The sequence below is a fragment of the Mesorhizobium sp. M8A.F.Ca.ET.181.01.1.1 genome, assembly GCF_004792025.1.
Lineage (GTDB): Bacteria > Pseudomonadota > Alphaproteobacteria > Rhizobiales > Rhizobiaceae > Mesorhizobium.
The window spans coordinates 804880-831260 of sequence record NZ_SRTV01000002.1; the positions used below are offsets into that span (position 1 = coordinate 804880).

The 26381-nt window shown below is 62.2% G+C and carries 32 protein-coding genes; 18 read left to right on the forward strand and 14 right to left on the reverse strand.

What is annotated here, in order from left to right; genetic code table 11:
• Positions 1 to 73: 73 nt before the first annotated feature.
• Positions 74 to 859, reverse strand: coding sequence for an SDR family NAD(P)-dependent oxidoreductase (locus EN824_RS12290; protein ID WP_135864196.1), 786 nt, complete (start codon positions 857 to 859; stop codon positions 74 to 76).
• 160 nt (positions 860 to 1019) lie between these two features.
• On the opposite strand from EN824_RS12290, the gene EN824_RS12295 reads away from it, so the two are divergent.
• Together EN824_RS12295 and EN824_RS12300 are read left to right on the forward strand one after the other, a co-directional pair.
• On the forward strand, positions 1020 to 1286 hold the full coding sequence (locus tag EN824_RS12295) for a hypothetical protein (RefSeq protein WP_135880241.1): 267 nt from the start codon (positions 1020 to 1022) through the stop codon (positions 1284 to 1286).
• Positions 1283 to 1486 carry a hypothetical protein gene (locus EN824_RS12300; protein WP_135928796.1) on the forward strand — a complete coding sequence of 68 codons (204 nt, stop codon included), beginning with the start codon at positions 1283 to 1285 and terminating at the stop codon, positions 1484 to 1486. The genes EN824_RS12295 and EN824_RS12300 overlap by 4 nt, the downstream gene beginning before the upstream one ends.
• A 58-nt stretch (positions 1487 to 1544) precedes the next feature.
• Here the strand turns inward: EN824_RS12300 and EN824_RS12305 are convergent, their stop codons facing one another.
• The gene (locus tag EN824_RS12305; protein ID WP_189522166.1) at positions 1545 to 3179 is read right to left on the reverse strand and encodes a M20/M25/M40 family metallo-hydrolase; all 1635 of its coding nucleotides are present in this window, start codon (positions 3177 to 3179) and stop codon (positions 1545 to 1547) included.
• A 266-nt stretch (positions 3180 to 3445) separates the two neighbouring features.
• Here EN824_RS12305 and EN824_RS12310 point away from each other — a divergent pair, with 266 nt between their 5' ends.
• Positions 3446 to 3643: a hypothetical protein gene (locus tag EN824_RS12310; protein ID WP_127280503.1), complete on the forward strand. Its 198-nt coding sequence runs from the start codon at positions 3446 to 3448 to the stop codon at positions 3641 to 3643.
• A 733-nt stretch (positions 3644 to 4376) separates the two neighbouring features.
• Here EN824_RS12310 and EN824_RS35925 read toward each other — a convergent pair.
• Positions 4377 to 4520, reverse strand: coding sequence for a hypothetical protein (locus EN824_RS35925; protein ID WP_245520698.1), 144 nt, complete (start codon positions 4518 to 4520; stop codon positions 4377 to 4379).
• A gap of 171 nt (positions 4521 to 4691) precedes the next feature.
• Here EN824_RS35925 and ade point away from each other — a divergent pair, with 171 nt between their 5' ends.
• Positions 4692 to 6509 carry an adenine deaminase gene (gene ade / locus EN824_RS12320; RefSeq protein ID WP_135932326.1) on the forward strand — a complete coding sequence of 606 codons (1818 nt, stop codon included), beginning with the start codon at positions 4692 to 4694 and terminating at the stop codon, positions 6507 to 6509.
• Between the two features lie 24 nt (positions 6510 to 6533).
• Here the strand turns inward: ade and EN824_RS12325 are convergent, their stop codons facing one another.
• Together EN824_RS12325 and EN824_RS12330 are read right to left on the reverse strand one after the other, a co-directional pair.
• On the reverse strand, positions 6534 to 7694 hold the full coding sequence (locus tag EN824_RS12325) for an alpha/beta hydrolase (RefSeq protein WP_135932327.1): 1161 nt from the start codon (positions 7692 to 7694) through the stop codon (positions 6534 to 6536).
• Between the two features lie 126 nt (positions 7695 to 7820).
• Positions 7821 to 8894, reverse strand: coding sequence for an alpha/beta hydrolase (locus EN824_RS12330; protein WP_135928791.1), 1074 nt, complete (start codon positions 8892 to 8894; stop codon positions 7821 to 7823).
• A 413-nt stretch (positions 8895 to 9307) separates the two neighbouring features.
• On the opposite strand from EN824_RS12330, the gene ilvA reads away from it, so the two are divergent.
• Together ilvA and EN824_RS12340 are read left to right on the forward strand one after the other, a co-directional pair.
• Positions 9308 to 10564, forward strand: a complete 1257-nt coding sequence (ilvA, locus tag EN824_RS12335; RefSeq protein ID WP_135918661.1) for a threonine ammonia-lyase IlvA — start codon at positions 9308 to 9310, stop codon at positions 10562 to 10564.
• Positions 10561 to 11115, forward strand: a complete 555-nt coding sequence (locus EN824_RS12340; protein WP_135880247.1) for a DUF1697 domain-containing protein — start codon at positions 10561 to 10563, stop codon at positions 11113 to 11115. Before ilvA ends, EN824_RS12340 begins: the two co-directional genes overlap by 4 nt.
• A gap of 46 nt (positions 11116 to 11161) precedes the next feature.
• Here EN824_RS12340 and EN824_RS12345 read toward each other — a convergent pair whose 3' ends face one another.
• Together EN824_RS12345 and gloA are read right to left on the reverse strand one after the other, a co-directional pair.
• Positions 11162 to 11455, reverse strand: coding sequence for a DUF2218 domain-containing protein (locus EN824_RS12345; RefSeq protein ID WP_135880248.1), 294 nt, complete (start codon positions 11453 to 11455; stop codon positions 11162 to 11164).
• A 132-nt stretch (positions 11456 to 11587) separates the two neighbouring features.
• Positions 11588 to 12028 (reverse strand): lactoylglutathione lyase, encoded by a 441-nt coding sequence (gene gloA, locus EN824_RS12350; protein ID WP_135932328.1) that lies wholly within the window; start codon positions 12026 to 12028, stop codon positions 11588 to 11590.
• A gap of 216 nt (positions 12029 to 12244) precedes the next feature.
• Between gloA and EN824_RS12355 the strand changes: the two genes are divergently transcribed.
• The 3 genes from EN824_RS12355 to EN824_RS12365 are packed head-to-tail and all read left to right on the forward strand — an operon-like array spanning position 12245 to position 14213.
• Entirely contained in the window at positions 12245 to 12841 is a 597-nt protein-coding gene (locus EN824_RS12355; protein ID WP_127869719.1) for a cold-shock protein, read from the forward strand.
• Between the two features lie 23 nt (positions 12842 to 12864).
• Positions 12865 to 13428, forward strand: a complete 564-nt coding sequence (locus tag EN824_RS12360; RefSeq protein ID WP_135932329.1) for a DUF192 domain-containing protein — start codon at positions 12865 to 12867, stop codon at positions 13426 to 13428.
• Between the two features lie 17 nt (positions 13429 to 13445).
• Positions 13446 to 14213, forward strand: coding sequence for an alpha/beta hydrolase (locus EN824_RS12365; protein WP_135864210.1), 768 nt, complete (start codon positions 13446 to 13448; stop codon positions 14211 to 14213).
• A 43-nt stretch (positions 14214 to 14256) separates the two neighbouring features.
• Here the strand turns inward: EN824_RS12365 and EN824_RS12370 are convergent, their stop codons facing one another.
• On the reverse strand, positions 14257 to 14853 hold the full coding sequence (locus tag EN824_RS12370; RefSeq protein ID WP_135880251.1) for a hypothetical protein: 597 nt from the start codon (positions 14851 to 14853) through the stop codon (positions 14257 to 14259).
• Between the two features lie 134 nt (positions 14854 to 14987).
• Between EN824_RS12370 and cysE the strand changes: the two genes are divergently transcribed.
• Together cysE and EN824_RS12380 are read left to right on the forward strand one after the other, a co-directional pair.
• A complete protein-coding gene (cysE, locus tag EN824_RS12375; protein WP_127280041.1) occupies positions 14988 to 15836 on the forward strand; it encodes a serine O-acetyltransferase in 849 nt (282 codons plus the stop codon).
• A gap of 145 nt (positions 15837 to 15981) precedes the next feature.
• Positions 15982 to 16185 carry a DUF3126 family protein gene (locus EN824_RS12380; RefSeq protein WP_006200852.1) on the forward strand — a complete coding sequence of 68 codons (204 nt, stop codon included), beginning with the start codon at positions 15982 to 15984 and terminating at the stop codon, positions 16183 to 16185.
• Positions 16186 to 16239: 54 nt separating this feature from the next.
• On the opposite strand, the gene EN824_RS12385 is transcribed toward EN824_RS12380, so the two are convergent.
• On the reverse strand, positions 16240 to 16971 hold the full coding sequence (locus tag EN824_RS12385; RefSeq protein WP_127869423.1) for a hypothetical protein: 732 nt from the start codon (positions 16969 to 16971) through the stop codon (positions 16240 to 16242).
• Positions 16972 to 17085: 114 nt separating this feature from the next.
• Between EN824_RS12385 and EN824_RS12390 the strand changes: the two genes are divergently transcribed.
• Together EN824_RS12390 and EN824_RS12395 are read left to right on the forward strand one after the other, a co-directional pair.
• Positions 17086 to 17421: a hypothetical protein gene (locus EN824_RS12390; protein ID WP_135918657.1), complete on the forward strand. Its 336-nt coding sequence runs from the start codon at positions 17086 to 17088 to the stop codon at positions 17419 to 17421.
• A gap of 19 nt (positions 17422 to 17440) precedes the next feature.
• Entirely contained in the window at positions 17441 to 17968 is a 528-nt protein-coding gene (locus EN824_RS12395) for a gamma carbonic anhydrase family protein (RefSeq protein WP_135864217.1), read from the forward strand.
• Positions 17969 to 18011: 43 nt separating this feature from the next.
• Here the strand turns inward: EN824_RS12395 and EN824_RS12400 are convergent, their stop codons facing one another.
• The 4 genes from EN824_RS12400 to EN824_RS12415 form a co-directional block, all read right to left on the reverse strand.
• Positions 18012 to 18572, reverse strand: a complete 561-nt coding sequence (locus EN824_RS12400; protein WP_167531247.1) for an ankyrin repeat domain-containing protein — start codon at positions 18570 to 18572, stop codon at positions 18012 to 18014.
• 254 nt (positions 18573 to 18826) lie between these two features.
• A complete protein-coding gene (locus tag EN824_RS12405; RefSeq protein ID WP_127869419.1) occupies positions 18827 to 19435 on the reverse strand; it encodes a transglutaminase-like cysteine peptidase in 609 nt (202 codons plus the stop codon).
• 280 nt (positions 19436 to 19715) lie between these two features.
• Positions 19716 to 20333 carry a PilZ domain-containing protein gene (locus tag EN824_RS12410; protein WP_127281204.1) on the reverse strand — a complete coding sequence of 206 codons (618 nt, stop codon included), beginning with the start codon at positions 20331 to 20333 and terminating at the stop codon, positions 19716 to 19718.
• A gap of 114 nt (positions 20334 to 20447) precedes the next feature.
• Positions 20448 to 21083: a PAS domain-containing protein gene (locus EN824_RS12415; protein WP_127869418.1), complete on the reverse strand. Its 636-nt coding sequence runs from the start codon at positions 21081 to 21083 to the stop codon at positions 20448 to 20450.
• Between the two features lie 435 nt (positions 21084 to 21518).
• Between EN824_RS12415 and EN824_RS12420 the strand changes: the two genes are divergently transcribed.
• Both EN824_RS12420 and EN824_RS12425 read left to right on the forward strand, forming a co-directional pair.
• Positions 21519 to 22274 carry a rhomboid family intramembrane serine protease gene (locus EN824_RS12420; RefSeq protein ID WP_135932330.1) on the forward strand — a complete coding sequence of 252 codons (756 nt, stop codon included), beginning with the start codon at positions 21519 to 21521 and terminating at the stop codon, positions 22272 to 22274.
• 87 nt (positions 22275 to 22361) lie between these two features.
• Positions 22362 to 22793, forward strand: a complete 432-nt coding sequence (locus EN824_RS12425) for a CBS domain-containing protein (protein WP_127280953.1) — start codon at positions 22362 to 22364, stop codon at positions 22791 to 22793.
• 48 nt (positions 22794 to 22841) lie between these two features.
• Here EN824_RS12425 and EN824_RS12430 read toward each other — a convergent pair whose 3' ends face one another.
• Positions 22842 to 23099, reverse strand: a complete 258-nt coding sequence (locus EN824_RS12430; RefSeq protein ID WP_127280952.1) for a YjhX family toxin — start codon at positions 23097 to 23099, stop codon at positions 22842 to 22844.
• Positions 23100 to 23390: 291 nt separating this feature from the next.
• Here EN824_RS12430 and gatB point away from each other — a divergent pair, with 291 nt between their 5' ends.
• The 3 genes from gatB (at position 23391) to EN824_RS12450 (ending at position 26237) form a co-directional block, all read left to right on the forward strand.
• Complete coding sequence (gene gatB / locus EN824_RS12440) at positions 23391 to 24890, forward strand: Asp-tRNA(Asn)/Glu-tRNA(Gln) amidotransferase subunit GatB (protein ID WP_135864222.1); 1500 nt, start codon at positions 23391 to 23393, stop codon at positions 24888 to 24890.
• 4 nt (positions 24891 to 24894) lie between these two features.
• The gene (locus EN824_RS12445) at positions 24895 to 25389 is read left to right on the forward strand and encodes a GNAT family N-acetyltransferase (RefSeq protein ID WP_135932331.1); all 495 of its coding nucleotides are present in this window, start codon (positions 24895 to 24897) and stop codon (positions 25387 to 25389) included.
• Between the two features lie 149 nt (positions 25390 to 25538).
• Positions 25539 to 26237 (forward strand): AIM24 family protein, encoded by a 699-nt coding sequence (locus EN824_RS12450; RefSeq protein WP_135932332.1) that lies wholly within the window; start codon positions 25539 to 25541, stop codon positions 26235 to 26237.
• Positions 26238 to 26381: the final 144 nt, after the last annotated feature.

The following is a 26381-nucleotide window of genomic DNA, read 5'->3' on the forward strand; positions in this document are numbered from 1 at the left end:
GTCGGCCGGTGGATGTGGAAAGATGCGGGGCCGCCCGGGTGTCGGCCGACGGCCTCGGCGTGTCGTCGACAAGTCAGCCTTTCGGAGCCGATCCCGGTTCGGCCATCTTGCGGTGCTGTTCAGCCAGGGTGCCAGCCGGGGTGACATGGGCGGCTGCCACCTGGAGCTTGTTCCTCCAGCCGCTGATGACCTGTTCCTCGCCCGCCAGCAACGCGTCATAGCCGGCGCGCGCGACGTCGGCCGGATTGTCCTTCTCGTCGGTGCCGACCTTGGTGTCCATCATTTCGGCACGTTCGAAGAACCGAGTCTGCGTCGCACCGGGCATCAGCACCGTCACGGTGACGCCGGTGTCCTTCAATTCGTGCCGTAGCGCGATGGCGAAAGAATCGATGAACGCCTTGGTGCCGTTGTAGACTGCCTGGAACGTGCCCGGCATGAAGCCGGCGATCGATCCGGTAAACAGAATACGCCCGCGTCCGCGCCTGGCCATCCTCGCGGCCAGTTGATGGGCCAGATAAATTGTTCCGGTGATATTGGTGTCGACGATGCGACGGATCTTGTTCCAGTCCTGGTCGACGAAGCCGTGACCCAGGCCGCGCCCCGCATTCAGAAAGAGCAGGTCGATATCCCGATTTCCGATCCGCGACACCAATCTGTCGGCGCCCTCCACGGTTGCCAGGTCGACCTCAAGCGCCTCGACCGCCACGTCGTGCGAAGACAGCGCCTCTGCCGCCTGCTTGATCGCCGGCTCATCGGCCGCGATGACAAGGTTATAACCGGCCTTCGAGCAGAGCTTGGCAAGTTCCTTGCCGATGCCGCTTGAGGCCCCGGTTACCACCGCGAGTTTAGTTGCCGTCATCATATCCTCCGCTCCTGACCGCCGCCCCCAACCATCCCAAGCCAGGATTGTTCCGTGGTCGGTTGCCCGCGTCCGACGACGCGCTCCCGGTCGACAAGTTTTCTCGGGCAAGGTGGAACAACCTTCGTGGCCGACAGTTCGGCGGCAAAGGGAGCCGCGGATGCAGTATGCGCAAGACATCGCCCTCAGGCGCGTTGATATACTGATCGAGCAGTATGTCGTCGCCAGAAGCAAAACCTGTGACTTCGTCTCGACGGAACTGGCTTGCAATGTCATCCGGTCGGTCATGCGCAGCCCCGTCAATGATGCGGAACTCGACCTCATGCTGGCCAGGAAGGCAATGAAACAGGGCCTGTCGGTTCGCTTCGACCGCACGGGACGTTGGTCCGACGTGGTGCCGAAAGCAGGTCAGGAGGACTTGAAATGAGAACGATTCTGCTAATTGCGGCGCTCTTCGCGTTGGCTGGGTGCAATGAGAACAGCGCGGATCCGGCCAAGTCCAAGACCGATACGGTGAACAGTCAGCCTGTCGACAAAAATCCGAAAGTCGACAGCAATCCGACGCCTCAGACGAGCTCCGGCGGGGATCAGCAAGGCACCCAGCCCACGCAGCCAGCCAAGCCCTGAACTCGGGCGGGAACCGGCCTGTGCCCTTGCCCACGCAGGGATATGAGGCGGGGCTGCGTCACTCCGCGTTAAGCAGGGCCCTGCAGGTTTGGCTGAGAACACGTGGCAGGACGCTGAACGCATACCCAGTGTGCAGCCGTTCGAGCGGCGTGTGATAATCACGCCCCCACGGGCCGATATTGATCGTCGGGATATTGGCAAGGCCTCGGTGCGCGGGCCAGCGCACCCCGTCGCTCCACATAGGCGTGTTGCGGGCGACCACATCGAGCGAGGATTCTGCCGCTTCACCAAAGAAGCTCATATCGGAGATGCCGGCGAAATAATCGGCGCAAGCAATCGTACAGCCGTAGAGTCCGTCTGCGTTGGCGGCAATGTCGCCGGCAATCGCGCGCAGCCTTCTGGCTGCGGGGGTCTGCGACAGGTTCGTTGGCAGGTAAGGTATGGAGCCAAAGCCTATGACCACCGCCGGACCTGACAAACGGCTCAGCCGCCATGCCTCTTCGATGACAAGCCGGCATTGTTCAGGTAGCGAAAGTTCACTGGCCGCGAGCGACGCGCCCAGTGCGCCAACCCTGGATATGGCTTTCCCATCGAGGCGGTCAGCGACAGCCTCGTAACGGTATAGGGCAATGTTGTCGACTGCGTCGATAGCGGCCGGCTCGTTACCCGGGCCGAGCCGCTGTTTGAGAGCGCCCAGGCAAGTCGAAGCCGCTTGTGCGCAAAGCTGTTCGAACCGGTCGAACACCTCGCCGGGTGTCCTGCGATAGCTCAGTACATTGAAGCTGGCATAGGCGCTTGCCGGTGTCGTCACGTCATAGCCGGCCTTGCCGTCGCGAATGCTGAGCAGGCTCGCCGGCGTGCCGGGCTCCGACCGGGACTGATCGGTCAGCTCCGGCGCCCATTCCACACGCGTGGCTATCGCGGCAGCCAGCGTCGCGGCATTCAAGCCATTCAGCGGAAAACCGCTATGGGCGGGAACGCCGACAACATAAGCCGTCGGCAGCAGCTTGCCCACAGTGCCCAGCGCGATGATTCGCCCCTTACTGCCGTCGCCATCGTCCGCGATCGCATCGAGATTGATCGCGGCCGCAAATTCCAGTTGGCATTCGTCGGCGATGGTAGGAAGAGCCTGCGCCGCCCTGCGCGCGCCGGCCGAGTTGTTCTCTTCATCGGGTACGGCGAGGAAGAAGATGTTCCCCGCCGGATTGATGCTCTCCGCGAATTGCGTGCAGACGGCCAATCCCGCGGCAAGGCCCGCCTTCATGTCGAGCAGACCGCGTCCGGCGAGAAACTCTCCGGAGGCAAAATCGACGCGTGCGCGTCGGGCGGCGGCCGTCTCGGCTGTGGCCAGGGTCTTGCCGAGCGCAGGCGTGAGCAGGCCCGGCCGGGTCGCGAGTTCCTCAAGCTCGCCATAGTCGCGCGTCGTGACGGTGTCGTAATGTCCCGTCAGCACCACAGTGGCCCGGCCACCTCCGCGCAGCAGCATCGCCACGCAGTGTCGGCCGTCTCCGGGCTCGACCTCGATCGTCCAGATTTCCGCATGGCGAAAGGCTGTCTCTTGGCGAAGTTTGCCGGCAAGCCATGGCCCGAACGATGCTTCATCCTCGCTCCCGGTGACGCTCCTGCGCTCGGTCAGGGCGAGCGCCCAGCGTTCGGCGCAGGCGGGCAAGCCCTCTTTTGCTCCACCGTTCATCACCGTCTCCGACATGCTTCGAGAGGTCGAGTTTAGCGTCGGCTAGCTTGTTCCTTCAAGAGCGCGACCGGCTGGGCCTAGCAGCGGCAAGTCTCCCCTGTCGATACCTCGTTGTCGGAATGTGGATGCTGATTATCTGGCCTGCGATTGGAACAACTCGCTCGGTGGCTGGTTGGGCAGCATCCCGTTCCAGGAGATGCGGGCCGTCGACCAGGCAAGTCAAACACGGTTGACCAATCCAGATCTCCACAATCTAGGGAGATTATATGACCTCACGCGACAATGGCCCTCCCGGCAGCACCGATCAGAAGCCACGCTGGGAAGGCCCGCCGGAAAACCGTCCTCGCGGTTATTTGCCGGCGAAGGATGATCCGGCTGAAGATCGTGACGCAGCGGGCGAAAACCTGAAGGATCCCGACAAGCACGACCTGGGCGATGCGCTCACGACCAGGCGCAACAAATAGAATGCGACAAATGCCACGCCGGGAGCAATCGAAATACTGACAAGGCCGCGCATATGCCGCAGGCAACAGAAGCGCGGGCTTGCGGAAAAGGCGCGGAGCGGGCGCCTGGGCGACACCCAACAAGTATGGCCGCGCAGGCAACAGTCTGCCAATTCTGAAACCCTGTCGCGATGACTTTGGGGATTATGTCTTTGCTTGTCCAAACCCCTTCCCTCGCCACCGGCATCGGTGCTATCGCAACCCGCTGATGCGCCTCATGCAGATACTCGCAGGAAAAAATTGGCACCGCAATTGGCACCGGACGGGCGATGAGGGGCAGGGACGTAGAGGTACGCAAGCGGCTATCGAGATTAGACAATTACCGAAAAACCGAGCTGGTCGGGACCTTTACGGACACATCGGGATTGCCGGAGCCGTATTTTAAGTCCCTTGCGTCTACCAATTCCGCCACGTCCGCAGCCCAGCCCTTTTCAGATGCCAGACACAGCCCGTCAAGTCGTGTTCTGCGGTGCCTGAACACGCAACCCAGAGGAGATCGCGCAACGATACTGGCGCGATCACGGAATTATCCGCGCCGTGGGCATCGGTAAATATCTGCGCGGCGGACTTGATCCGCCATGGCCGGCGCCTCTCAGGCCCAACCCATTCCCCCGCCCACTGGGGACGCCGGCCGCCCCCCACTTCCGGCAAGATCGGTCTGCGCGCAGCTTGTTGAGCAACGCGGTGGCGACGCTCAGAACTTGTCGGTCGGCGCGTAATCGACGTCGACACCGACGGTCCAGCCGACGGTGGTGCGTGTGTCTGAGAAGGCGGTGCCCGCATCTTGCGACGTCTCGACGCCGGCGAGGGCGACGCCGCCTATGCCGTAGACCAGCACACGATCAATCGCCTACGACATTTCCGGGCCCGCCGAATTCCACCGTGCCGTCGATCGAGGAATAGTTGAGGTCGGCTTCGGCGCCGATCCGGCAATCTCCGGGCAAATCCACGCTTCCTCGCTGGCCAAAACGCCGTCGGCTTGGCACAGTCGGGCAAACAGGAGTCTTTGATGGCCAGGAAGCCGCCCGCCCGTGCGACGAAACCCAAACCGTGGACCGAAATGGCGACCGATCTGGTCGATGTCGCGATGGGCCGCAAACCCGCCGATCTCGTGATCCGCAACGGGCGCTGGGTGAACGTCCATTCGGGCGAGATCATCGCCGGCACCGACATCGCCATATCAGGCGGCCGCTTCGCCTATTGCGGGCCGAATGCCAGCCACACGATCGGGCAGGGCACCAAGGTGGTCGACGCAGGCGGACGCTATCTCGTGCCCGGCCTTTGCGACGCGCACATGCATGTCGAGAGCGGCATGGTGACGGTCACCGAATTCTGCCGCGCCGTCATCCCGCACGGCACCACCTCGATGTTCATCGATCCGCACGAGATCGCCAATGTGCTGGGCCTGCCGGGCGTGCGGCTGATGCATGACGAGGCGGTGGCCATGCCCATCAACGTGCATGTGCAGATGCCGTCCTGTGTGCCCTCGGCGCCCGGGCTTGAACATGCCGGCGCCGAGCTGACGGTCGCCGATGTCGCTGAAGCGATGACCTGGGAAAACATCATCGGACTTGGCGAGGTGATGAATTTCCCTGGCGTCGCCGCCAACGATCCGGTGATGTCGGGCGAGATCGCCGCGACGGTCAAGGCTGGCAAGACGGTCGGCGGCCACTATGCCTCGCGCGATCTTGGTCTGCCGTTCCACGGCTATGTCGCCGGCGGACCCGAGGATGACCACGAGGGCACGCGCGCCGAGGACGCCATCGCCCGCGTGCGCCAGGGCATGAAGGCGATGCTCAGGCTGGGCTCGGCCTGGTACGATGTTGCCTCGCAGATCAAGGCGGTGACGGAGAGCGGCATCGATCCGCGCAATTTCATCCTGTGCACCGACGATAGCCATTCCGGCACGCTGGTCCATGAAGGCCACATGGACCGGGTGGTGCGCCACACCATCCAACAGGGGCTGAAACCGGTGACCGCGATCCAGATGGCGACGCTCAACACCGCCCAGCATTTCAAGCTGGAACGCGAGATCGGTTCGATCGCGCCGGGGCGGTTGGCCGACCTGCTGATCGTCTCCGATCTCACCGCAATGAGCATTGACGAGGTCTATGCGCGCGGCGTCAGGCTGGCCAAGGGCGGCAAGCTCGACATCGATATTCCGGCCTATGATTATCCGAAGACGGCGAAGAACACCGTCAAGCTCGGCAAGAAACTGAAGGCCGGCGATTTCGATATCGCGGCACCCAAGGGCGCCAACGAAGTGCGGGTGCGGGTGATCGGCGTCATCGAGAACCAGGCACCCACGCGCGCACTGGAGGCCGATCTGCCAGTCGAGGATGGGCTGGTCGCCATGGATCGCCGCAACGACATATGCCAGATCGCGCTGGTCGAGCGGCACAAGGGCACGGGCGGTGTCACCAATGCCTTCGTCTCCGGTTTCGGTTACATGGCCGACTGTGCCATGGCCTCCAGTGTCGCCCATGACGCCCATCACATCATCTGCGTTGGCACCAACAAGCAGGACATGGCGCTGGCCGTGAATCGGCTGGGAGAAGTCGGCGGCGGCGTCGTGCTGTTCTCCAGAGGCAAGGAACTGGCACTGGTCGAAATGCCGATCGCCGGGCTGATGTCGGACGAGCGCGCCGAGATCGTCGCCGCCAAGGCTGAGAAACTGACCGAGGCGATGCGCAAGATGGGCTGCTCCCTCAACAACGCCTACATGCAGCACTCGCTGCTGGCGCTGGTCGTCATTCCCGAGCTGAGGATTTCCGACGTCGGGCTGATCGACGTGACGACGTTCCAGAAAGTCGATCTGTTCGTCTGAGGCCAGCCGTCCGCTCTTGGCTGTCTACCCGCCGGTGGCGATGGTCAGCACCTTGAACGGCGTCGTGATGATGACTTCGGCGGCGGAGCCGACGACCTTTCCGAGACCCTGACCGATATTGCTAAGCTGTGCCGGGTCCTCGTCCGCGGCCAGGCCGGCAGGCGTGCGCAACCTGTTCCCGAGCAATTGCACCAGGAACGGGTTGTCGGCGAATTTGGCGTGGTTGAGGCCGCCGTCGCCGCCCTTCGTCTTGGTCAGGTCGACCACGGCCACGCCATAGGAGGCGAGGTCCGCCGCATTGCCGTAATCGCCGACTCGCGGCTTGTCGCCAGAAATGAGGGACGACAGCTTCAGGGCCCGATCGTCGCCTGAAAGCAGGATGGCGAAGGGCTTGGTAGGTTTGCCGTAGCGGATCATCTGCTTCTTGAACACGTCGACATCGATGTCCGGCGAGGCCAAGATGACATAGCCGAGCTTGCCGCCGAGATCCCGGTCGCCGGTGATGGCGAGTTGGCGCAGCGCCTCCATCGTCAACCAGGTGCCCATTGAATGGGCGATGATGTCGATGCTCTTGACCCGAGTCTTGGCAAGCATCCTGAGCGTTGCCTCGAGGTCGTCGCGCGCGGCATTGGCACTGTCCCTGTCGTAGAGATACCCTGTTGTCTTGGCGCTCGAGGCCCATGAGAACAGCACCGGGGTACCCGGATATTTCGTGTCGTGGGCGATCTGCGTCAGCCGGTAGATGCCGTCGTCGAAACCATTGTTGAAGCCATGCACGAAGACCAGTGCGCGGTCGCCGCGCATGGTGATGTCGGCGCCGACCGCCTTGGCGAATTGCGGCGCGCCTTCATAGTAGGTGACATCCTTGGCTGTGAAGTCCTTGGCCGGGTTGCTGTTGGCGGTCCCCTTGGCGCGCTCGATGGCGCCGACCTGATGGCTCTTCGGAACCGTGACGTCGACACGGGCATAGCTGGTGGTCAGGGAACGATCGCTATCGAACACCTGCCGCGGATCCTTCGTTGCCTTCTGGCGCGTCGTCGCAACAAAAATCTCATGCGTGGCCGCGATGTCCGAAGCCGGTGCGGCGATGGTGGTCTTGTTGAGGAGGTCATGCGTAGGGCCGGCGCAGCCGCCGATGGCGAGCGCAAATGCGAGGACGAGCAAACCCTTCAAACGCACAGTCACACGTCGGCTCCCGCAGCGGGGGACGTCAAACGCATGACGTCACTGACTATTCCGATAAGGCCAGAGGCCGGCGCGGTCCAGTTCAAAGCTCGGCAATGGTGCACGGTGAAATCCGCTGCGCCGCATCTACTGCCCAAGCAGGCTGATGCGGTCGGTCACGTCCCGATCGCTGGCGAAACCATCGTCCTCGCGCAGCCGCTGGCCGATCATCTTCACCAGGGCCGGATTGTCGGCGAATTTCGTATGGTTGAAGCTGTCGCTGCCCTTGACCTTCGAGAGATCCACGACCGTCACGCCGTAGGAAGCAAGATCCGCGGCATCCTTGTAATCGCCGACGCGCGGCCGCGAACCGGCGATCAGGCCGGAGAGCCTGAGCGCCCGGTCATCGTCCGACAACAGCAGGATGAACGGCTTGTCGGGCTTGCCGTAGCGGCGCATCTGGCTCTTGAACACGTCGACATCGATGTCGGGAGAGGCCAGCACCACGTCGCCAAGCTTGCCACCGAGATCACGGTCGCCGCTGATGGCCATCTGGCGCAGCGTTTCCATTGTCACCCAGGTCCCCATCGAATGGGCGACAATGTCGATGCGCCGCGCACCGGACTGCTGCAGCATTCGCAGGGTCACTTCGAGCTGGTCGCGGGCGGCGCTGGCGCTTTCCTTGTCATAGACATAGTCGGTGGTCTTGGCACCCGAGGCCCAGGAAAACAACACCGGTGTCCCGGGATAGCCGGAATCATGCACGATCTGGGTCAGGCGATAGACGGCGTCGTCGAAACCGGTGTTGTAGCCATGGACGAAGACCATCACCCGGCCGCCGCGCGCCGCGATGTCGGCGTTGAGCGCGCTGGAGAATTTCGGTTGGGTATCGTAGCCGACGACCTCGGAAGCCATGAAATATTTGGCCGGATCATCCGACTTGCCGCGTGAGCGACGCTCGATCTGGCCGGTCGTGTGGACTCCCGGAACGGTGACGTTGACGCGGGCGTAGTTCAGCGTCGCCGAGCGTTCGCCGTCGAAAACCTTGTTGGGATCGTCGGATTTCTTGCGCGTCGTGGCGATGAAGATCGAGTGGTTGCCCGCGATTTCCGTCACCGGCGCGGACATGACCGCGCTGCCGAGCAGTTCCTCGGTTTTGCGGCCGCCGCAGCCTGCCACCAGCAAGGCGAGCGCTAGAATGCAAATCGTCTTCAAATGCACGTCAAAAATTCCGATCGAGCCCAAAAAGGGCCATCCACCCTCCGCGATATCTCCCCAGCAGGCGAAGTGCGGCGGAAGTAAGTCATGTCCAGCCAAAATGCGGTCGGCGCCTCGTGACGGTCATCGCAGTGTTGCGCGAAAGCCAAAGCGGCAGGAAGGCCGCAACGTGGCGGAAGGCAGGGGCCTGCATCCCGCCGGATGTCGACTTCGGGCGTCCAACGATGCCCGGCTAGGCTCGATCAAAAAGCGTGAACAAACATTCGCAAGTGCTTGCAAGCATTTCGGGAAGGCGCCGTTGCAGGCACGGGCTCGACCGGGCAATGGTCTTGCGGAGCTGGATGTGTAATAGGGTTCCGGATGTGTAATAGGGTTATTGTCTAACTCGCCAGCGGGCGATCCGGGATGATCTTGCCATGACCAGCTTTTCCGCGCGCGTCGCCACCGCCGCCTCCGCGATCCGCCAGATCTTCCCGCAGACACCGCTGCAGGAAAATGACTATCTGTCGAAAAAGACTGGCGCGCGGGTGCTGTTGAAGCGCGAGGATTTGAGCCCCGTGCGGTCCTACAAGATCCGTGGCGCGTTCAATTTCTTCCGCAAGGCGCTTGGCGAAGGCAACCAGGCCGAGCTGTTTGTCTGTGCATCCGCCGGCAATCATGCGCAGGGCTTTGCCTTTGTCTGCCGCCATTTCGGCAAGAAGGGCGTCGTGTTCATGCCAGTGACGACCCCACAGCAGAAGATCGACAAGACCAGGCTGTTTGGCGGCGACTTCGTCGAGATCAGGCTGGTCGGTGATTTTTTCGACGACTGCTACCGCGCCGCCTTCGAATTCACCGAAAGCTCCGGTGCCCACATGGTGCCGCCCTTCGACCACAAGGACATCATCGAGGGGCAGGCGACGGTTGCCTATGAGATCGCGGACCAGATGTCGGGCGGGCGCATGCCCGACATCGTCATGCTGCCGGTGGGTGGCGGCGGTCTGGCTGCCGGGGTGACGCACTATTTCGCCGATCAGGGCCGCGATGCGCGTTTCGTCTTTTGCGAGCCGGCCGGCGCGCCGAGCCTGCGCGAGAGCCTTGCGGCCGGAAAACGGCTGAGGCTCGCCAAGGTCGACAACTTCGTCGACGGCGCGGCGGTCGCCGAGATCGGCCGCGAACCTTTGCGCTATCTCAAGGAGTTTGCCGCCGACAGCGTGCGGCTGATCCCGGAAAACCGGCTCTGCGCGACCATGATCGAGATGCTCAACATCGAAGGCGTTGTCCTGGAACCCGCCGGCGCGTTGGCGATCGATGCGCTGAAGGATTTTTCGAGGAAGGAAATCCGGGGCAAGACCATTGTCGCTGTGGTGTCAGGCGGCAATTTCGATTTCGAGCGGTTGCCGGATGTCAAGGAACGGGCGCTGCGCTTCGAAGGCCTGAAGAAGTACTTCATCATCCGCTTCCCGCAGCGGCCGGGCGCTTTGCGCGACTTCCTCGAAATGCTGGGTCCGGATGACGACATCGCGCGCTTTGAATATCTGAAGAAGTCGGCGCGCAACTTCGGCTCGGTTCTGATCGGCATCGAAACCAAGGATCGCCGCAATTTCGATCTGCTCAAGGCGAATTTCGAGGCCGAGGGCGTCCAGTATCAGGACATCACCGACAACGAAACACTGGCGGGTTTCATCATATGAGCGGAAAGGTCTTCATCGCCCTGTTTTCCGGCATCAATGTCGGCGGCAACCGCATCGTCAAGATGGCCGAGCTGCGGTCGTTCTTCGAGGATCTCGGCTTTTCCGCCGTCTCCACCTATGTGCAGAGCGGCAATGCCGTATTCCGGTCCGACAAGGGCGACGCGGCGGCGCTGACCAAGCGAATCGAGGCGGCTTTCGAGGCAAAATGGGGTTTCCATTCGCGCATCATGGTGCGCGATTTCGGATGGTTCGAACGGCTGGTGCGCGAAAATCCCTATCCGGAAGCGGCCGCCGACCACACGAAGCTCCATGCCTACGCGCTGGAGCGTGAGCCGACCGCCGATGAGGTGGCGCGGCTGGCCGAAAAATGCATCGGGCCCGAGCGCTTCGAGGTCAAGGGCGACGTCCTTTATCTCAGCGCGCCGGACGGGCTTGGCAAATCGGTGTTCGCCAACCTCATTCCACGCACGTTGAAAGTGCCGGGCACGGCCCGGAATTGGCGCTCGGTGCTGGCGCTGCTGGAGATGGCGCGCAAGTCCGATAGCGATTGAGCCATGCGTCTCGCCGGAAATGCGCGGCGGCGACACGCAGAAAGAACTACGCCGCCTCGGCGCGTTTCCAGTCGAAGGCCAGTTCTTCGCGGAACGCAAAGCGCTTGATGTGGTCGGCAACGACGCTTTCGAGCCGCTCGATCGAAGCGGCTTCGTCGGTCGATACCGTGATGTGCAGCGCTGCCCCGTCGGCGTCCATGATCGTGCGGCCGAGTGAAAGGTCGATGACGCCGTGGTTGGGGTCGAACTCGACGGGAAACTTGTGCGCCCAATGTTTGCACAACTGCTGCAGATAGCGGCTCGCGTGCGCCGTGGCGACATTGGCATGGCTGGTCGGCATGAAAGGGGTTCTCCGAAGCTCAATCTCGTGACGTGGCGCCGCTTTTCGCTGAAGGCGCCATAGCCGGATAGATAGGCACAGCCACGCGAAACACCATGGGAGTGGCCGCCGGCCACTCGAAAAGGTGATCGATTACCAGCTTCCGGTGTTTGCCATCGATGCCCACGGTTCCGCCTTGGCCTTGGCGGGGCCTTTCTGCAGAAGCTCGATGGAGATGCCGTCCGGCGACCTGATAAAGGCCATGTTGCCGTCGCGCGGCGGCCGGTTGATGGTGACGCCATTGTCCATCAGTCGCTGGCAGGTCGCGTAGATGTCGTCTACCTCGTAGGCGAGGTGGCCGAAATTGCGCCCGCCCTTGTAGTCTTCAGGATCCCAGTTGTAGGTGAGTTCGACCAGCGGCGCCTTGTCGGCGATGCCACTCTGCTCGTCCTCGGACGCCGCCAGGAAGATCAGCGTGAAGCGGCCCTGCTCGTTTTCATAGCGGCGAACTTCCTTCAGCCCGAGCTTGTTGCAGTAGAAATCGAGCGAGGCTTCGACATCGGCGACGCGGACCATGGTGTGCAGATAGCGCATGTGTTTTCCTCGATCTGTTGGGTCGCGCGCAACATAGGGTCGGCCCGGTCAAAGGGCAATCGTCCGGCGTCAGGCGGCGCCGGCAAAGAACAAATCCGGTATTCCCGCAATGAACCGTGAAAAAAGGCACGTCAGCTCTTGCACACACCGGAAGCCGCGGTGTTAATCTGGTATCAAGAATCAGTTGCGGTGTTCTTGAATAAAGGGGGCATTCTTATGGGGGAAAAGGCCTCTTTGACCGGGCGGGCCAATACCCTTGGCGACGCCTTGACGCGCGACGAAGGCGGCGACGCCGCCGACTTGGCCGAAATCGCCGGTGCCATCAAGTGGTTCGATGTGGCCAAGGGATATGGCTTCATCCTTCCCGATGACGGTGTTTCGGGCGATATCCTCCTCCACGTGACATGTCTTCGACGGGACGGCTTCCAGACAGCCTTGGAAGGCGCACGCGTGGTCTGTCTTGTGAAGCAAGGCGAGCGCGGGCTGCAGGCCTTCCGTGTGCTTTCCATGGATGTCACCACCGCCGTCCATCCCGCGGAAATGCAGGAACAGCGCACCCATGTCGCGGTGACGCCGGAGAGCGGGCTCGAACGCGCTTTGGTCAAATGGTTCAACCGCACCAAGGGGTTTGGCTTCCTGACGCGCGGCGAGGGGACCGAGGACATTTTCGTCCATATGGAGACCTTGCGGCGCTACGGCATCACCGAGCTTCGGCCGGGGCAGGTCGTGCTTGTCCGTTTCGGCCGCGGTGACAAAGGCCTTATGGCCGCCGAAATTCACCCCGATATGGGCACCTTGCCGGTCTCGCACTAGGGCGAACCGGCCGAGGATTTCATATGACACACAGGAACGGGCTGACGGCGGGCGTGATGTGCGCCGTGGCTGCCGTCATGGTCGCCGCCGCCGCATTCTTCTATTTCCAGGTACCCAGCGCGGCCGATGGCCGGGCGATGATCCTTCCAGTTGATTCCGCGCCGCTGGTTGCCGTGACCAAGAATGGCAAACGCTCCTTCTCGATCGAAGTCGCCGATACCGAGGCCGAGCGGGAAGCCGGCCTGATGTTTCGCGAGGACATGGCCGCCAATCATGGCATGCTGTTCGTCTTCGACGAGATGCGCGACGTCAGTTTCTGGATGAAGAACACGCCGATGGCGCTCGATTTGATCTTTGTCGGCCAGGACGGCAGGATCCGCGCGATCAAGCAGGGTGAGCCGCAATCCGAGGCGATCGTGTCGCCGGGCGAGCCGGTCCGCTTCGTGCTCGAACTCAAGGCCGGCACTGCCGCCAGGGACGGCATCGCGGACGGCGATCTGCTGCGCCATCCGGCAATCGGCACGGCATCGGGTCCTGGCATGCCGCCCGCCGACAAGGGCGATTCTCCGAACGTCGACTCCGACTGAGCCGGGGATCACCTCCCATGCAGTTTTTTTCCCATGACGGGTTCGATCTTGCCTTCCTCGACCGCCAGCCGGCCTCGGGCGCGGGCGATCCGGTGCTGATGATTCATGGCTTTGCTTCGAGCCACTATGTCAACTGGGTGTCGCCCGGCTGGTTCAAGACGCTCAACGATGCCGGTTATCGCGCCATCGCCTTCGACAATCGCGGCCACGGCGCGTCATCCAAGAGTTACGACGAGGCCGATTATACGCCCGCGAAAATGGCTTCGGACGCGGCAGCCCTGCTCGATCATCTCGGTATCGAGCGGGCCCATGTCATGGGCTATTCGATGGGCGCGCGCATCGCGGCCTTCCTGGCGCTGTCCGATCCGGACAAGGTGGCGACGCTGGTCTTTGGCGGCCTCGGCATCGGCATGATCGATGGGGTCGGCGATTGGGATCCGATCGCCGCCGCCCTTCTTGCCGAGGATCCGTCCGCGACCACCCATCCGCGCGGCCGCGCTTTTCGCGCCTTCGCCGACCAGACCCGCAGCGACCGCCAGGCGCTTGCCGCCTGCATCGCCACGTCGCGGGAATTGCTTGGTGAGGACGACATCGCCCGCATCGCACAGCCGACGCTGATCGCGGTCGGTACCATCGACGACATTGGTGGATCGCCGGACGAGCTCGCGGCGCTGATGCCCAACGCCAGGGCCTTCTACATCGAGAGCCGCGACCATATGCTGGCCGTCGGGGACAAGACCTTCAAGCAGCGGGTGCTGGAGTTCTACGCCGAAAATCCGCTTTGAGGCGCCGGTTCCTGGGACGAGCGCCTCGGATTCCGAAACTAAGCTAGGTCAAGGCCTGCAGCGAACGCGCCATGTTCAGCCTTGCCTGCGGCTCGAAGCGCTGCTGGAACTCCTGCGTGTGGAAGATATGCGGTCGGGCAAGGAAGGTCTTAAGCACCGCGCCGCGGCCAGCACGCCACATCGGCTCTTCAACCCAGCCATATTCACGGCGAACCGCCCGTTCATAGGCATCGAACGCAACTGCGTCAGCGCCCAGGATCGACAGGTCCATATCGAGGAACAGGCTGGCGTCGCGCGTCGCCGCTGCGTCGTCGAACAGCGGCAACTGGTGCGTGGCGGTGGCGAGGATCATCGCGCTGACGCGGCTCAGGCGCCCGGCATCGGTGCGGCCGGCGAGCTTTTGCTCCGCAAGCGCGGCACTTTGCGCCTCATTGTCCTTGGCTCTGCTGTCGTAGATGGCGTCGTGGAACCAGATCGCCGCTTCGACGGCTTCGGGGTCGTCCAGAAGCGTTCGATAGTCGCCGGCCAGCGTTAGCATCGCTTCGATATGGGCGAGGTTGTGGTAATGGCGGCCGGCGGCATGGTAGAGGACAGAAAGCTCGGTTTTCAGGGCGTCGTCGATCAAGGGTTCGTTTTCCATGGCTGCTTGAATTCCTGCGAACCAAATCCATTTGACACAGCACTAAGGAAAATTGAGTTCAATCGTGCTATGATCTGGCTTATATGTGCGGCCGGACAAGCAGGCAGACTAGCAGGACGCAGGATAAGACGTCGATGAACAGCATCAGCATTTCCCGCCACGGCGCGTTGCAGCCGGTCGATCCGATCTGGCGTTCGATCCGCGACGAAGCGATGGAAGCGGTCAACCGCGACCCGCTGCTGGCCGCGTTCCTCTATTCGACGATCCTCAACCAGGAAAGCCTGGAAGAGGCGGTCATTCACAGGATCGCGGAGCGGCTTGCCCATCAGGATATCGGCTCCGATCTCATCCGCCAGACCTTCAAGTCGATGCTCGCCGACGACAAGGACTGGCCAACCACGGTGCGCGTCGACATCCAGGCCTATTATGACCGCGACCCGGCTTGCGACCGGTTCATCATGCCGGTGCTCTACTTCAAGGGCTTTCACGCCATCCAGACCCATCGGCTGGCGCATTGGCTGTGGAACCACGGGCGCAAGGATTTCGCGCTCTACCTGCAGAGCCGTTCGTCCGCTGTCTTCCAGACCGATATCAATCCGGCCGCGCGCATCGGCAAGGGCATCTTTATCGATCACGCCACCGGCCTCGTCGTCGGCGAGACTGCGGTCATCGAGGACGACGTGTCGATCCTGCATGGCGTGACGCTGGGCGGTACTGGCAAGGCCGGCGGCGACCGCCATCCCAAGATCCGCTACGGCGTGCTGATTGGCGCCGGCGCCAAGATTCTCGGTAACATCGAAATCGGCCATTGCTCCAAGATTGCCGCCGGATCGGTGGTGCTGTCGCCTGTGCCGCACAACAAGACGGTCGCCGGCGTGCCGGCCCGCGTGGTCGGTGAGACCGGCTGCGACCAGCCTTCGCGCCAGATGGACCAGCTTCTGCCGTCGCAGAAGATGGATCACGTGATCAGTTTCGATATCTGATTTGCTGGCAGTGCCCGCATGATTGCGATTTGCCCGGCGGCATTGCCGCTTCCGGTGCAATAAGACCGGCTTGCCTTTACATCGCCATTGTCGACGTGCCAGAAGCGCCGTTCAAACGAGCAAGCCCGATGATCGGAGAAGACTTTTGAAGCCGGACGAAATCAGAAAGCTGGACGCCTATTTCAAGCGCGTCTTCCAGAACCCCAAGCTTGAGGTCAAGGCAAGGCCACGCAAGGAAGATTCGGCCGAGGTCTATGTCGGCGACGAATTCCTCGGCATCGTCTTCAAGGACGAGGACGACGGCGACTATAATTTCTCGATGGCGATCCTGGACATCGACCTGGCCTGAGCCCGCAATGCCACGGCAGGCCGCGTCGAGCGCGGCCGGCCCGCTTTCAGCCGGTCAATGTCTGGCCTTGAGGAGCAGCCCTGCCTCGGCCGTGATCGCCGCGTCCAGCGTCTGCCAGTCGCCGAGGAATTCCCTTGGGAAGCGGTAGGTAAGGCTGAGATCATCCCCGACATGGATGTCCCGCTCGCAAGGAGCCAGCGATTCGCTGGCGCTAGGACCGCTGAGGCAGCGGGCCACGAAGGGGTCCTTGCCCGCGCGCTTGCCGACGACCAGCACCTCGTTCATGTAGCCTGATTTTTCATTGAACCCATAGACCGTCGTGCCGCCAAGCCCTGGAATGCCGGGCTGGACGATCAACGCGCTGTAGATTGGCGCGAACCGGCCACTCATGTCGCGCGACATCATCTGCTGCTCGAAGGACAGGAAGATGATGTTCCTGTTGGCTCCGGCGTGATTGAAATCATCGCGCGACGCCTCGCTGTAGCCGTCCATCTGGGGATAGCGCAGATAGAGGTCGAGGCGCGAGGCGATGCCGTCGCGCCGGGCTGGCTCGAACCTGATGAAATTGGCCGGCACGGTGATGATGTTGTGGCCGATCACCACCTCGCGCACGGTCGCGTCGTCGGTGTATCCGGCCATGGCAATGGAACGGCCGAACCATTTACCGCCAAGGCTGATGGCTATCGACAGCAAGGCCAGAGCCGCGAACGCGTAGAACACCCGCTTCATCAGCTTGGAATCGACCACGGTGAGTTCTGGGCCGTCGGCGATCGCTGCCTGCTTCATTTCGGTCCTCGTCCATCACCATCCGGGTGCCCCGCGGCGGCACACATCGCACGGCACGGCTCTTGCAGCCTTTCTGAAACGACTGTGCGATTTCATGGTAAATGGAGGGTTAATATGGCCCAGATGGAACTCCTGCTGTTCGCTTTTGTCGTCGGGCTGACGGTTTGCGGCCTGACGGGCTCGACAATGGAACTGGTATCGGGTCGCAAGGTCGCCTTCGCCGAGCCTTATGTGTCGCCCTCGCATGTGCTGCGCTCGCTGGCTGTCACTGCCGGTGCCGGGCCGTTCATGCTGGTCAACGAAGCCCTCGATGCGCGGCGCCAGGACCGCATTTCGATAGTGGCGCTCCTGTCATGTGGCTGCACCGCTATTGCCTGGTCGCTGGCCCTGGGCATCGTCGTGCTCGCCATTGCTTCCTGGGCGGTCCGTCTCCTAGGGTTTCCAGCCTGAGACGATTCGGAGACCGACAATGCCGCTTTATGCGATCGATGGAACCGAGCCCAGCTTCGCCGATGCGGATTCGAACTGGATCGCGCCCGACGCCACGCTGATTGGCGACGTCAGGATCGGCCGCAATGCCGGCTTCTGGTTCGGCGTCGTCATCAGGGGCGACAACGAGCCCATCGTCATCGGCGCCGGCACCAATGTGCAGGAACACACGGTTATGCACACCGATCCCGGCTTTCCGCTGACCATCGGCGAAGGATGCACCATCGGCCATCGCGCCATGCTGCATGGCTGCACGATTGGTGACAACAGCCTGATCGGCATGGGCGCCATCGTGCTGAACGGCGCCAGGATCGGCAAGAATTCACTGGTCGGCGCCGGCGCCCTGGTCACCGAAGGCAAGGAATTCCCGGACAATTCGCTGATCGTCGGTTCACCGGCAAAGGCGATCAGGGTGCTGGACGACGCGGCGGTCGAGCGGCTGCGTGGCTCCGCCGCGCACTACGTCGCCAACGCCGGGCGCTTCAAGGCGGGGCTGAAAAAGGTCTGAAGCCGGCTTTGGCGATGGGTGTCGCCCGGTTCGTCGCTGCAACTCATCGTCCCTTGGAGCGTCGCTTGGCCGTCGCATCGCGCAGCAACGAAGCTCCGGCTTCAAAGCCGGCTTTGTCGGCCTCCTCAAGGGCCGTCGTGTAGTCATCGATACGGGTTTCGAGCGTCGGGTCCGCGCCGGCGGCGAGAAGCAGGCGGATCGCCTCGACGCTGCGGATGGCCACCGCATAGTGAAGCGGCGTCCAGTCGTTGACGCCCCGCATGTTGGGATCGGCGCCGTGATCGACGAGGATGCGGATGATGTCGAGCTTGTCCGCGCGTTCGGTGGACAGCGCCGCGATGATCGGGGGAAATCCGGCATGATCTTCGTAGTTCGGGCTCGATCCGGCTTCGATCAGCGTTGCGACGAAGCCGAGAGGGCTCCAGTAGATCGCATATTCCAGCGGATTGCCAAGACCGAGTTCGAACGGCATGCGCTCGTCGAACCAGCGAGGCGAGCCGCCCAAGGCTTTGCCGAGTTCGTCGAAGTCACCGGCCTTGAAGGCGTCGTCGATCGCCCTGAATAGGCGATGGCGCTCGCATCGATCTTCCGGGATTTCCAGCATCAATGTGACCCAGGAAACGAAACCAACGGCCCGATTGTGCATCGATCTGTTGTGCGTGGAAAGGCGGGGGCGGCGCGATGCGCCACGTGTCATCGGGTCAGTTTAGCATCTTCCCTACAGAAATGGCGGAGCCGGCCCGGGGACGGGGCCGGCTCCTTTGACCCGGTCGTTGGGGACGGGGAGGGTGGGGACTCGACCGGGTTTCTCGTTGAGCGCGTCGCAGCCGTGCAACGCGCCTGACCTTGTTGGCGTCCTCAGCGGACGCTGGCGACCGCGTCGGAACGGCCGTCGTTGATCGTTACCCAAACGCCGGAATTTTCCGTCGATTGACGCTTGAGATAGGTGTAGTCGGTGTCCGTCCAGGACAGCACCTTGGTTTCCAGATTGTCGAGGATGAACTCGCCGAGGCTGGTGCGCACGGTCAGAACCGCATGGCCGTCGCCGTTCGGCTGGCGCGCAACCGTCATCAAAAGGTCGCCGGCGGGCACCCCCACATTCATCAGCTCGCGCCGCTTTTCCAGCGCGTAGTCCTCGCAATCGCCATAGCCACTGTCCGGGTAGGCCCAGTATTCCTCGACACCGTAGTTTTCCATGTCGGTGCGCGGCTTGACGCGGGTGTTGACCGAATTGTTGATGCTGACGATCGACGCCCAGAGCTTGCGGGTCAGGTCGACCGGTTCTCCCTTGGGGGTCTTCTCGTTGCATTCGCCCGGGATGCGTTGGCAGAATTCATAGTGGCCAACAGGCTGCGTGGTGCGTCCGCCGGTATGCATGTAGGCCGGTCCCGCGGCATATGCTGATCCCCAGGCGGAAAACTGCATCGCCATTGCCACCAGCAACAGCTTGCCCCTCGTTCTTTTCATTATTCAGTCTCCCCGTTCGAAGGAGACATTGCCACATGTGGATTTATTTGACGCAAAAGCACGGAGTAGATTTTAAGTAAAACGCCCGTAGAATAAACATAAAATTTGAATCATTTGAGTATTGAATTGTTCGGATTGCGGGATTGGTTTATCTGGTGGGCCTCGCGCGGGCCCTATCTGACTATGGCGACCTGTCGCCCCGAGGACGCATCGATCGACGCACTCCGGAATCAAAAAGCCGGCCGCGAGGGCCGGCCTGACAGGTGTACTTGCTGCCTGATCAGGCGCGCGGCGTGTTGAATTCCGAATCGAGCGTTTCGGGGCGCTGGATGACGGCGAATTCGATGGCGACGCCATCTTCGAAATGCCGGACGATCTGGCCGCGCATCGTGCCGAGCATGACCTGGACACCGATCGCCGGTTTGACCTCGATCTCGATCGCGGCGCCGGACAATGACAGATCGATGATCCGGCACTGATACTGACGGCCGTCGGTGAGCTGCAGCACGCTGGTCGGGTTGCGTGGCGAGACGCGCTCGTGTCGGCGGTCTTCCGGCAGGTCGAGCTCGTGCTTGTTGGCGAGCCATGTCAATTGCGCCGCGAGCTTGTCCTTCTTGCGGTCGGACGCAATCACCGTCATTGCGAAGCCGTCCGGCAAAGTGCGCGTCAAGACACCTTCGATGCGACCGATATGATCGATATAGGCGATGACTTTCTCGCCGGGCATGCCGATGCGGTCGGTGCGAAGCGCGACGTTGCCAGGCGACATGTCCACGACCTGGCAGGGGTGCTCGGTGCGGTCCTCCAGCATGAATCGTCCGTATATCTTGACCCGGACGCGCTGAAAGTTACGCCTTTCAGCTTGGGACGGCGCATAGTCGACCGCCGCTGACCTCATGACTGCCTACACCCCGTTTGGCATCCCGCGCCTTAATGCGAGGGACTTCATCAGAGAAGTACAACAAAGCGGGTTAACAAAGGGGAAAAACAGGCCCGCGGGACTGTGTGATCATCAACTATCTTCGCGCCCGCCGTCGAAGACGACGAGGTGGCGGATGCGGCGCGCCCGGCCGAGCGCCGAGATCGTGTCGGGCGCCCCGATCTCGTCGGGAACGAGCGAGGGAACGTCGATCGCCGGACGGTTGTTCAGCAGCTCTTTCTCCGGGTCGATAACGCGTATTGAATCGATCAAGGCGTCCGTGATCGGATCCGCGCCCAGCCAGAACGGCTTCTCCGCGGCGCTGATCACGCCGAGGCAGCGCGGATTTTCAATGCCGCCATCGAGCGGCAGGGCGAGCAATTCGAACTTGTTGGAGCGGCCGTTGCGGCTGAAGCCCTCGAAAATGATCAGCACGACCGATTTCTGGTCGAAAACCCCGTGGATCAGCCGCGAAACCAGCCGCTGATCCTTTTCGCGCCACAGCGACGGGAAGGAAAACCCCTTGAGTTCGCGGCCGTAGCAGGCGCAGAGCCTGGTGCCGGCCAGACGAAACACGGGCTGACCACGCGTGTCCCTTTCCAGGATGAACGTATCGGCCAGCAGCGACTTGATGTCGGCCGGCTCGACTTCCGATCGCTTCGGAGCGGGGCGTCCGTCACGCAGGCGGTTCCAATAGTGGAACAGCGTGATCGATCCGTTTTGGTTCATACTAAAAAGCTCCGCGCATTCTGTCGTCTGATGTCCCATCGGTGAACAGAAGGGCGCCCTCCGATGACCTACATGCGTTCCGGAGCAGGAAGCGTGCCAGCGTCGTTAACACTTGTTCACGGGTCGGGGCCGTTAAGGTTAACAAGTGGTTTACGTTGCGCCCTGGCGAGCCGCGTGGCACACCAAAACCACTCCAGAAGCGGTCGTTTCGCGACGATCGGCAGCACTTCAGTCAAGAATTTTAGGGGAGCAGGGGGCTCGACCGGCCGTTCAAGGGAAACCTTGGACGGCTTCTTTTTTGATTCGTTCCTGTGATTCCGAGCGGGACGATTCGCCGTTTGCGGTTCCATCGGCGGTGATCTAGATGCTGGCCAGGCCGAACGAGCCCCAGACTGAACCAGCCCCGGACTGAACCAGCATAGAGTGCGATTGCAGATGAGCGAACCGCAATATCCGTCCCAGCCCGAACCGGCCGAAGCCATGCCGCCGCCGGCGCGTGAGCCGGTGTTCAACCTGCCGCCGATCGTGCTGGCGGTGATCGGCATCTGCGCGATCGTCTATCTGCTGCAGCATTATGTGCTGAACGACGCCCAGCAAATGACGCTGCTCTATGACGGGGCGTTCATTCCGGTCCTCTATACCGGCCAATACGGCTTCGACTGGTTCCTTTTCACCCGGCCTTTCACTTACGCTTTCATGCATGGCGGCTTTGCCCATATCGCCATCAACATGGTCTGGCTCGCCGCCTTTGGCTCGCCGCTGGCCAATCGTCTCGGCGCGCTCCGGTTCGCATTGTTCTTTGCCGCCACCGGACTGGCTTCGGTGGCGCTCTTCTGGGCCATGCATCCATACGGAGAAGCGCCGCTGGTCGGCGCATCGGGCGCCATATCGGGCATGATGGGGGCCGCGGCGCGCTTTGGCTTCCACACCGACCGCTCGGCCGGCAAGGCTGCTTTCGCCGGCCCGGTGCTGCCGGTCGCGATCGTGTTGCGCTCGCGCGGCGTCGTCATTTTCCTGGCCATGTGGATGATCATCAATCTCGCCACCGGCCTTCTCGGTTTCGCGCCGGGCGTGGACGGCCAGATCGCCTGGGAGGCCCATATAGGCGGCTTTGTCGCGGGCTTCTTCGGCCTGCGCTGGTTCGACAGGGGATGGCAAGCGCCTGAATGGGAAGCCCCCGACCACACTTGAAATGCAACCCATCACGGCGCACGATGTTCACTCTTATGCGAAACCCGGTCAGGTCAGGAACCGGTTGGCAAAGTAGAGGAGGACGCCATGACAGTTAAGGCAATTCTCGAGAGCAAGGGCCATGACGTGCTGACGCTCGGGCCCAACGAAAAACTCAGCGAAGCCATTCGCATCCTGACAGAACACAAGATCGGCGCACTGGTCATCACCAATGGCGATCGCAAGATCGTCGGTATCCTCTCCGAGCGCGACATCGTGCGGGTGATCGCCAAGGAAGGAGCCGCCGCGCTCGACATCGCGGTGCGCTCGGCCATGACGCCGAAGGTGAAGATCTGCAATGAGAACCACACCGTCAACGAGGTGATGGAGATCATGACCAGGGGCCGCTTCCGCCATCTGCCGGTGGAAAAGGACGGCCTGCTGGATGGCATCGTATCCATCGGCGACGTGGTCAAGCGCCGCATCGAGGACGTCGAGCGGGAGGCCGAGGAAATACGCGCCTACATCGCCACCGCCTGAACTGTGAAAGAAGCCGCCGGCCGGAGGGCCGACCGGCGGAACCCTGGTCTATCTGTTGTCGAGTTCGGAGCGGACGAGTGCGAGCCCGCGCCTTGTGATGCGGTAGGGCCCGCCGCCCGACGACGAAACCGCCTTCTTGCGTTTCAATTTTCGAAACAGGTCGAGATCGACATCAGGATAATGCCAGCCGTCGCGGGTCAGGCATTTGACGGAAGCGATCCTTTTCTTGTCGTTCTTTTCGATTTCAATGCGTCCGCCCTGCGCGAGCAGGTGCAGGATGCGCTGTTCAGTACGCGAAATATCCATGTGAAGAGTTTCCGGGAAAACGAAAAATGCCGCCGCCGCGAAGTTTCGCGGCACGGGGTTTCAGGTTTTCTGCCCTGCCTCATCGAGAGGTCAGGGCCTTACCGGGACTGAGCGTAAGTGGACATCCACTCTCCATTGGGATGAGCGTCCTATAGGCGAAAATGGCTGGGAAGGCCAGACCGAGGCTTTGCGCTTGTCTCTTCTGGCGGTTTGCACTAGCGAAGCGGGTACGATTTGTACCTGCTGAATGTGCAGCGCATTCGGCAATCATCCGGAATTTGACGGCAGGCCATGAGCATCATCGATACCCGTACACCCGACGCAAAACGCCTGATATCAGGTGCCACCGGCGACTGGGAGATCATTATCGGCCTTGAGGTTCACGCTCAGGTCATCTCGGAGGCAAAGCTCTTCTCCGGCGCCTCGACCGCATTCGGGGCTGCGCCCAATGCCAATGTCAGCCTAGTCGATGCGGCAATGCCCGGCATGCTGCCCGTCATCAACGAGGAATGCGTCAAGCAGGCGATCCGCACCGGCCTGGGCCTGAAGGCGGCGATCAACCACAAGTCGGTCTTCGACCGGAAGAATTATTTCTATCCGGACCTGCCGCAGGGCTACCAGATCTCGCAGTTCAAACAGCCGATCGTCGGCGAGGGCACGGTGATCGTTTCCGTCGGTCCCGACCGCCAGGGCGAGTTCGAGGACATCGAGGTTGGCATCGAGCGCCTGCACCTGGAGCAGGATGCCGGCAAGTCGATCCACGACCAGCACCCGACCATGTCCTATGTCGACCTCAACCGCTCCGGCGTGGCGCTGATGGAGATCGTGTCGAAACCCGACCTGCGCTCCGGCGACGAGGCCAAGGCCTATGTGACCAAGCTGCGCACCATCATGCGCTATCTCGGCACCTGCGACGGCAACATGGACGAAGGCTCGCTGCGTGCCGACGTCAACGTCTCGGTGCGCCGGCCAGGGGGCGAATTCGGCACCCGCTGCGAAATCAAGAACATGAATTCGATCCGCTTCATCGGCCAGGCCATCGACTACGAGGCGCGCCGGCAGATCGCTATCCTCGAGGACGGCGGCAAGATTGATCAGGAAACGCGGCTGTTCGATGCCGTCAAGGGCGAGACGCGCTCGATGCGCTCCAAGGAAGAGGCGCACGACTACCGCTACTTCCCCGATCCCGATCTTCTGCCGCTGGAATTCGACCAGGCCTATGTCGACGCCCTGGCCAAGGCATTGCCGGAACTGCCCGACGACAAGAAGGCGCGGCTGATCTCCTCGCTCGGCCTCTCGACCTACGACGCAGCGATCCTGGTGTCGGAAAAGCCGATCGCCGATTATTTCGAGAAGGTAGCGGCCGGGCGCGACGGCAAGCTCGCCGCCAACTGGGTCATCAACGATCTGCTGGGCGCTCTCAACAAGGCCGGCAAGGACATTGAATCCGCTCCGGTTTCGCCCGACCAACTCGGTGCGGTCATCGACCTGATCAAGGAAGGCACCATCTCCGGCAAGATCGCCAAGGACCTGTTCGAGATCGTCTGGAGCGAGGGTGGTGATCCTCGCCAACTGGTCGAAAGCCGTGGCATGAAGCAGGTCACCGACACCGGCGCCATCGAGAAGGCGGTCGACGAGGTGATCGCGGCCAATCCCGACAAGGTCGAGCAGGCACGCGCCAAGCCGACCATGGCCGGCTGGTTCGTCGGCCAGGTGATGAAGGCGACTGGCGGCAAGGCCAATCCGCAGGCCGTCAACGATCTCGTCAAGGCCAAGCTGGGCATCGAGTAAAGGCATGTTCGTCCGCACCGCCGGGGATCGCGACCTCGCAGCCGTCCGGGCGTTGCTGGTCGAAACATGGCATGCCACCTATGACGCGATCTACGGCGCCGAACGGGTCACCGAGATCACCAATGAATGGCACTCCATCGCTTCGTTGAAGGCCAGGCTGGTCAAGCCGAGCAGCGAGTTCCTCGTTGCCGATGACGGCAAGCGCATTGGCGGTATGGCGTTTGCCGAAGCCGTCGGTGACGGCGGCGTGGTTATGCTCAGGCAGCTCTATGTGCTTCCCGCGCTGCAGGGCCGAGGCATCGGCGGCATGCTGCTCGACGAAATCATCGAGAGTTTTCCGGAAGCCCATGGGATTCGGCTCGAAGTGGAAGAGAAGAACACCCGCGCCGTTGCCTTCTATCAAGCCAATGGCTTCGTTCAAGCCGGCCGCACCGAGAATTGCGGCTCCGCCGGTTCGGCCATCCCGGCGTTGATCTATGAACGGGTACTTGCTGCCTGACCACCTAGCGGCGTGATCACCTTCGCGCGAGTGCCCGTCCCGGGATCCGTTTTCGTTTGACGGCCCTGATGTCCGGCACCAAAGCTGCTCAGGCCGACCCGCTCGAAGCCGGAATAAACCGACGCGCGCGGGACGGCTTGGGGGGAACCATGCCAAGCCTGCCGGAACTGATGCCGACCGAGGTGTCGGGCGAAACCTTTGGCGGCGTCACCTATCACATAGCGGGCGAACTGGTGCCCGTGCTCTCCGTCGACGTGACGCGGATGCCTGTCTATTTCGAGCACCACATCCTGCTGTGGAAAAATTCCACGATCACCATCGGCCTGAAATCGCTGAAGGGGGCGCTGAAGCGCATGATGGCCGGCATGCAGATCTTCGTCACCGAGGCGTCGGGAGCGGGCGTCGTCGCCTTCAGCCGCGACGGACCCGGTCACATCGTGCCGATTCACCTGCGGCAAGGCGAGGAGATCCAGGTGCGCGAGCACCAGTTCCTGGCCGCCACCGGCAATGTCGACTACACGTTCGAGCGTGTACGCGGCCTGGCGACAATGCTGTTCGGCCAGAGCGGCTTCTTCATCGACCGGTTTCGCGGCGATACCGGGGACGGCATCGTCTGGCTGCACGGCTACGGCAACGTTTTTGAAAAGACGCTCGCTCCGGGCGAAACCATCGACATCGAACCCGGCGGCTGGCTGTTCAAGGATGCCTCGGTCAGGATGGAAACCAAGATCGACCGGCTGTCGAGCGGCTTCTTCGGCGCCAACATGAATTTCATCGTCAACCGCTTCACGGGTCCGGGCAGGGTCGGCATCCAGTCAATGTACCTGCATATGCCGACCGAGGAGTAGGCTGGGAAAGCCGCAAGCGGGACGGGTGAAGGCCAGGATCGGCGCGGTCGCAGGTGGCGACAGTTCGCGTATCAGCAATTCGAGTTTCCGCTGTGTGCCTGGCGCCGGCAGCGTTGAGACTGCAAACAGCAATCGATAGCGCGA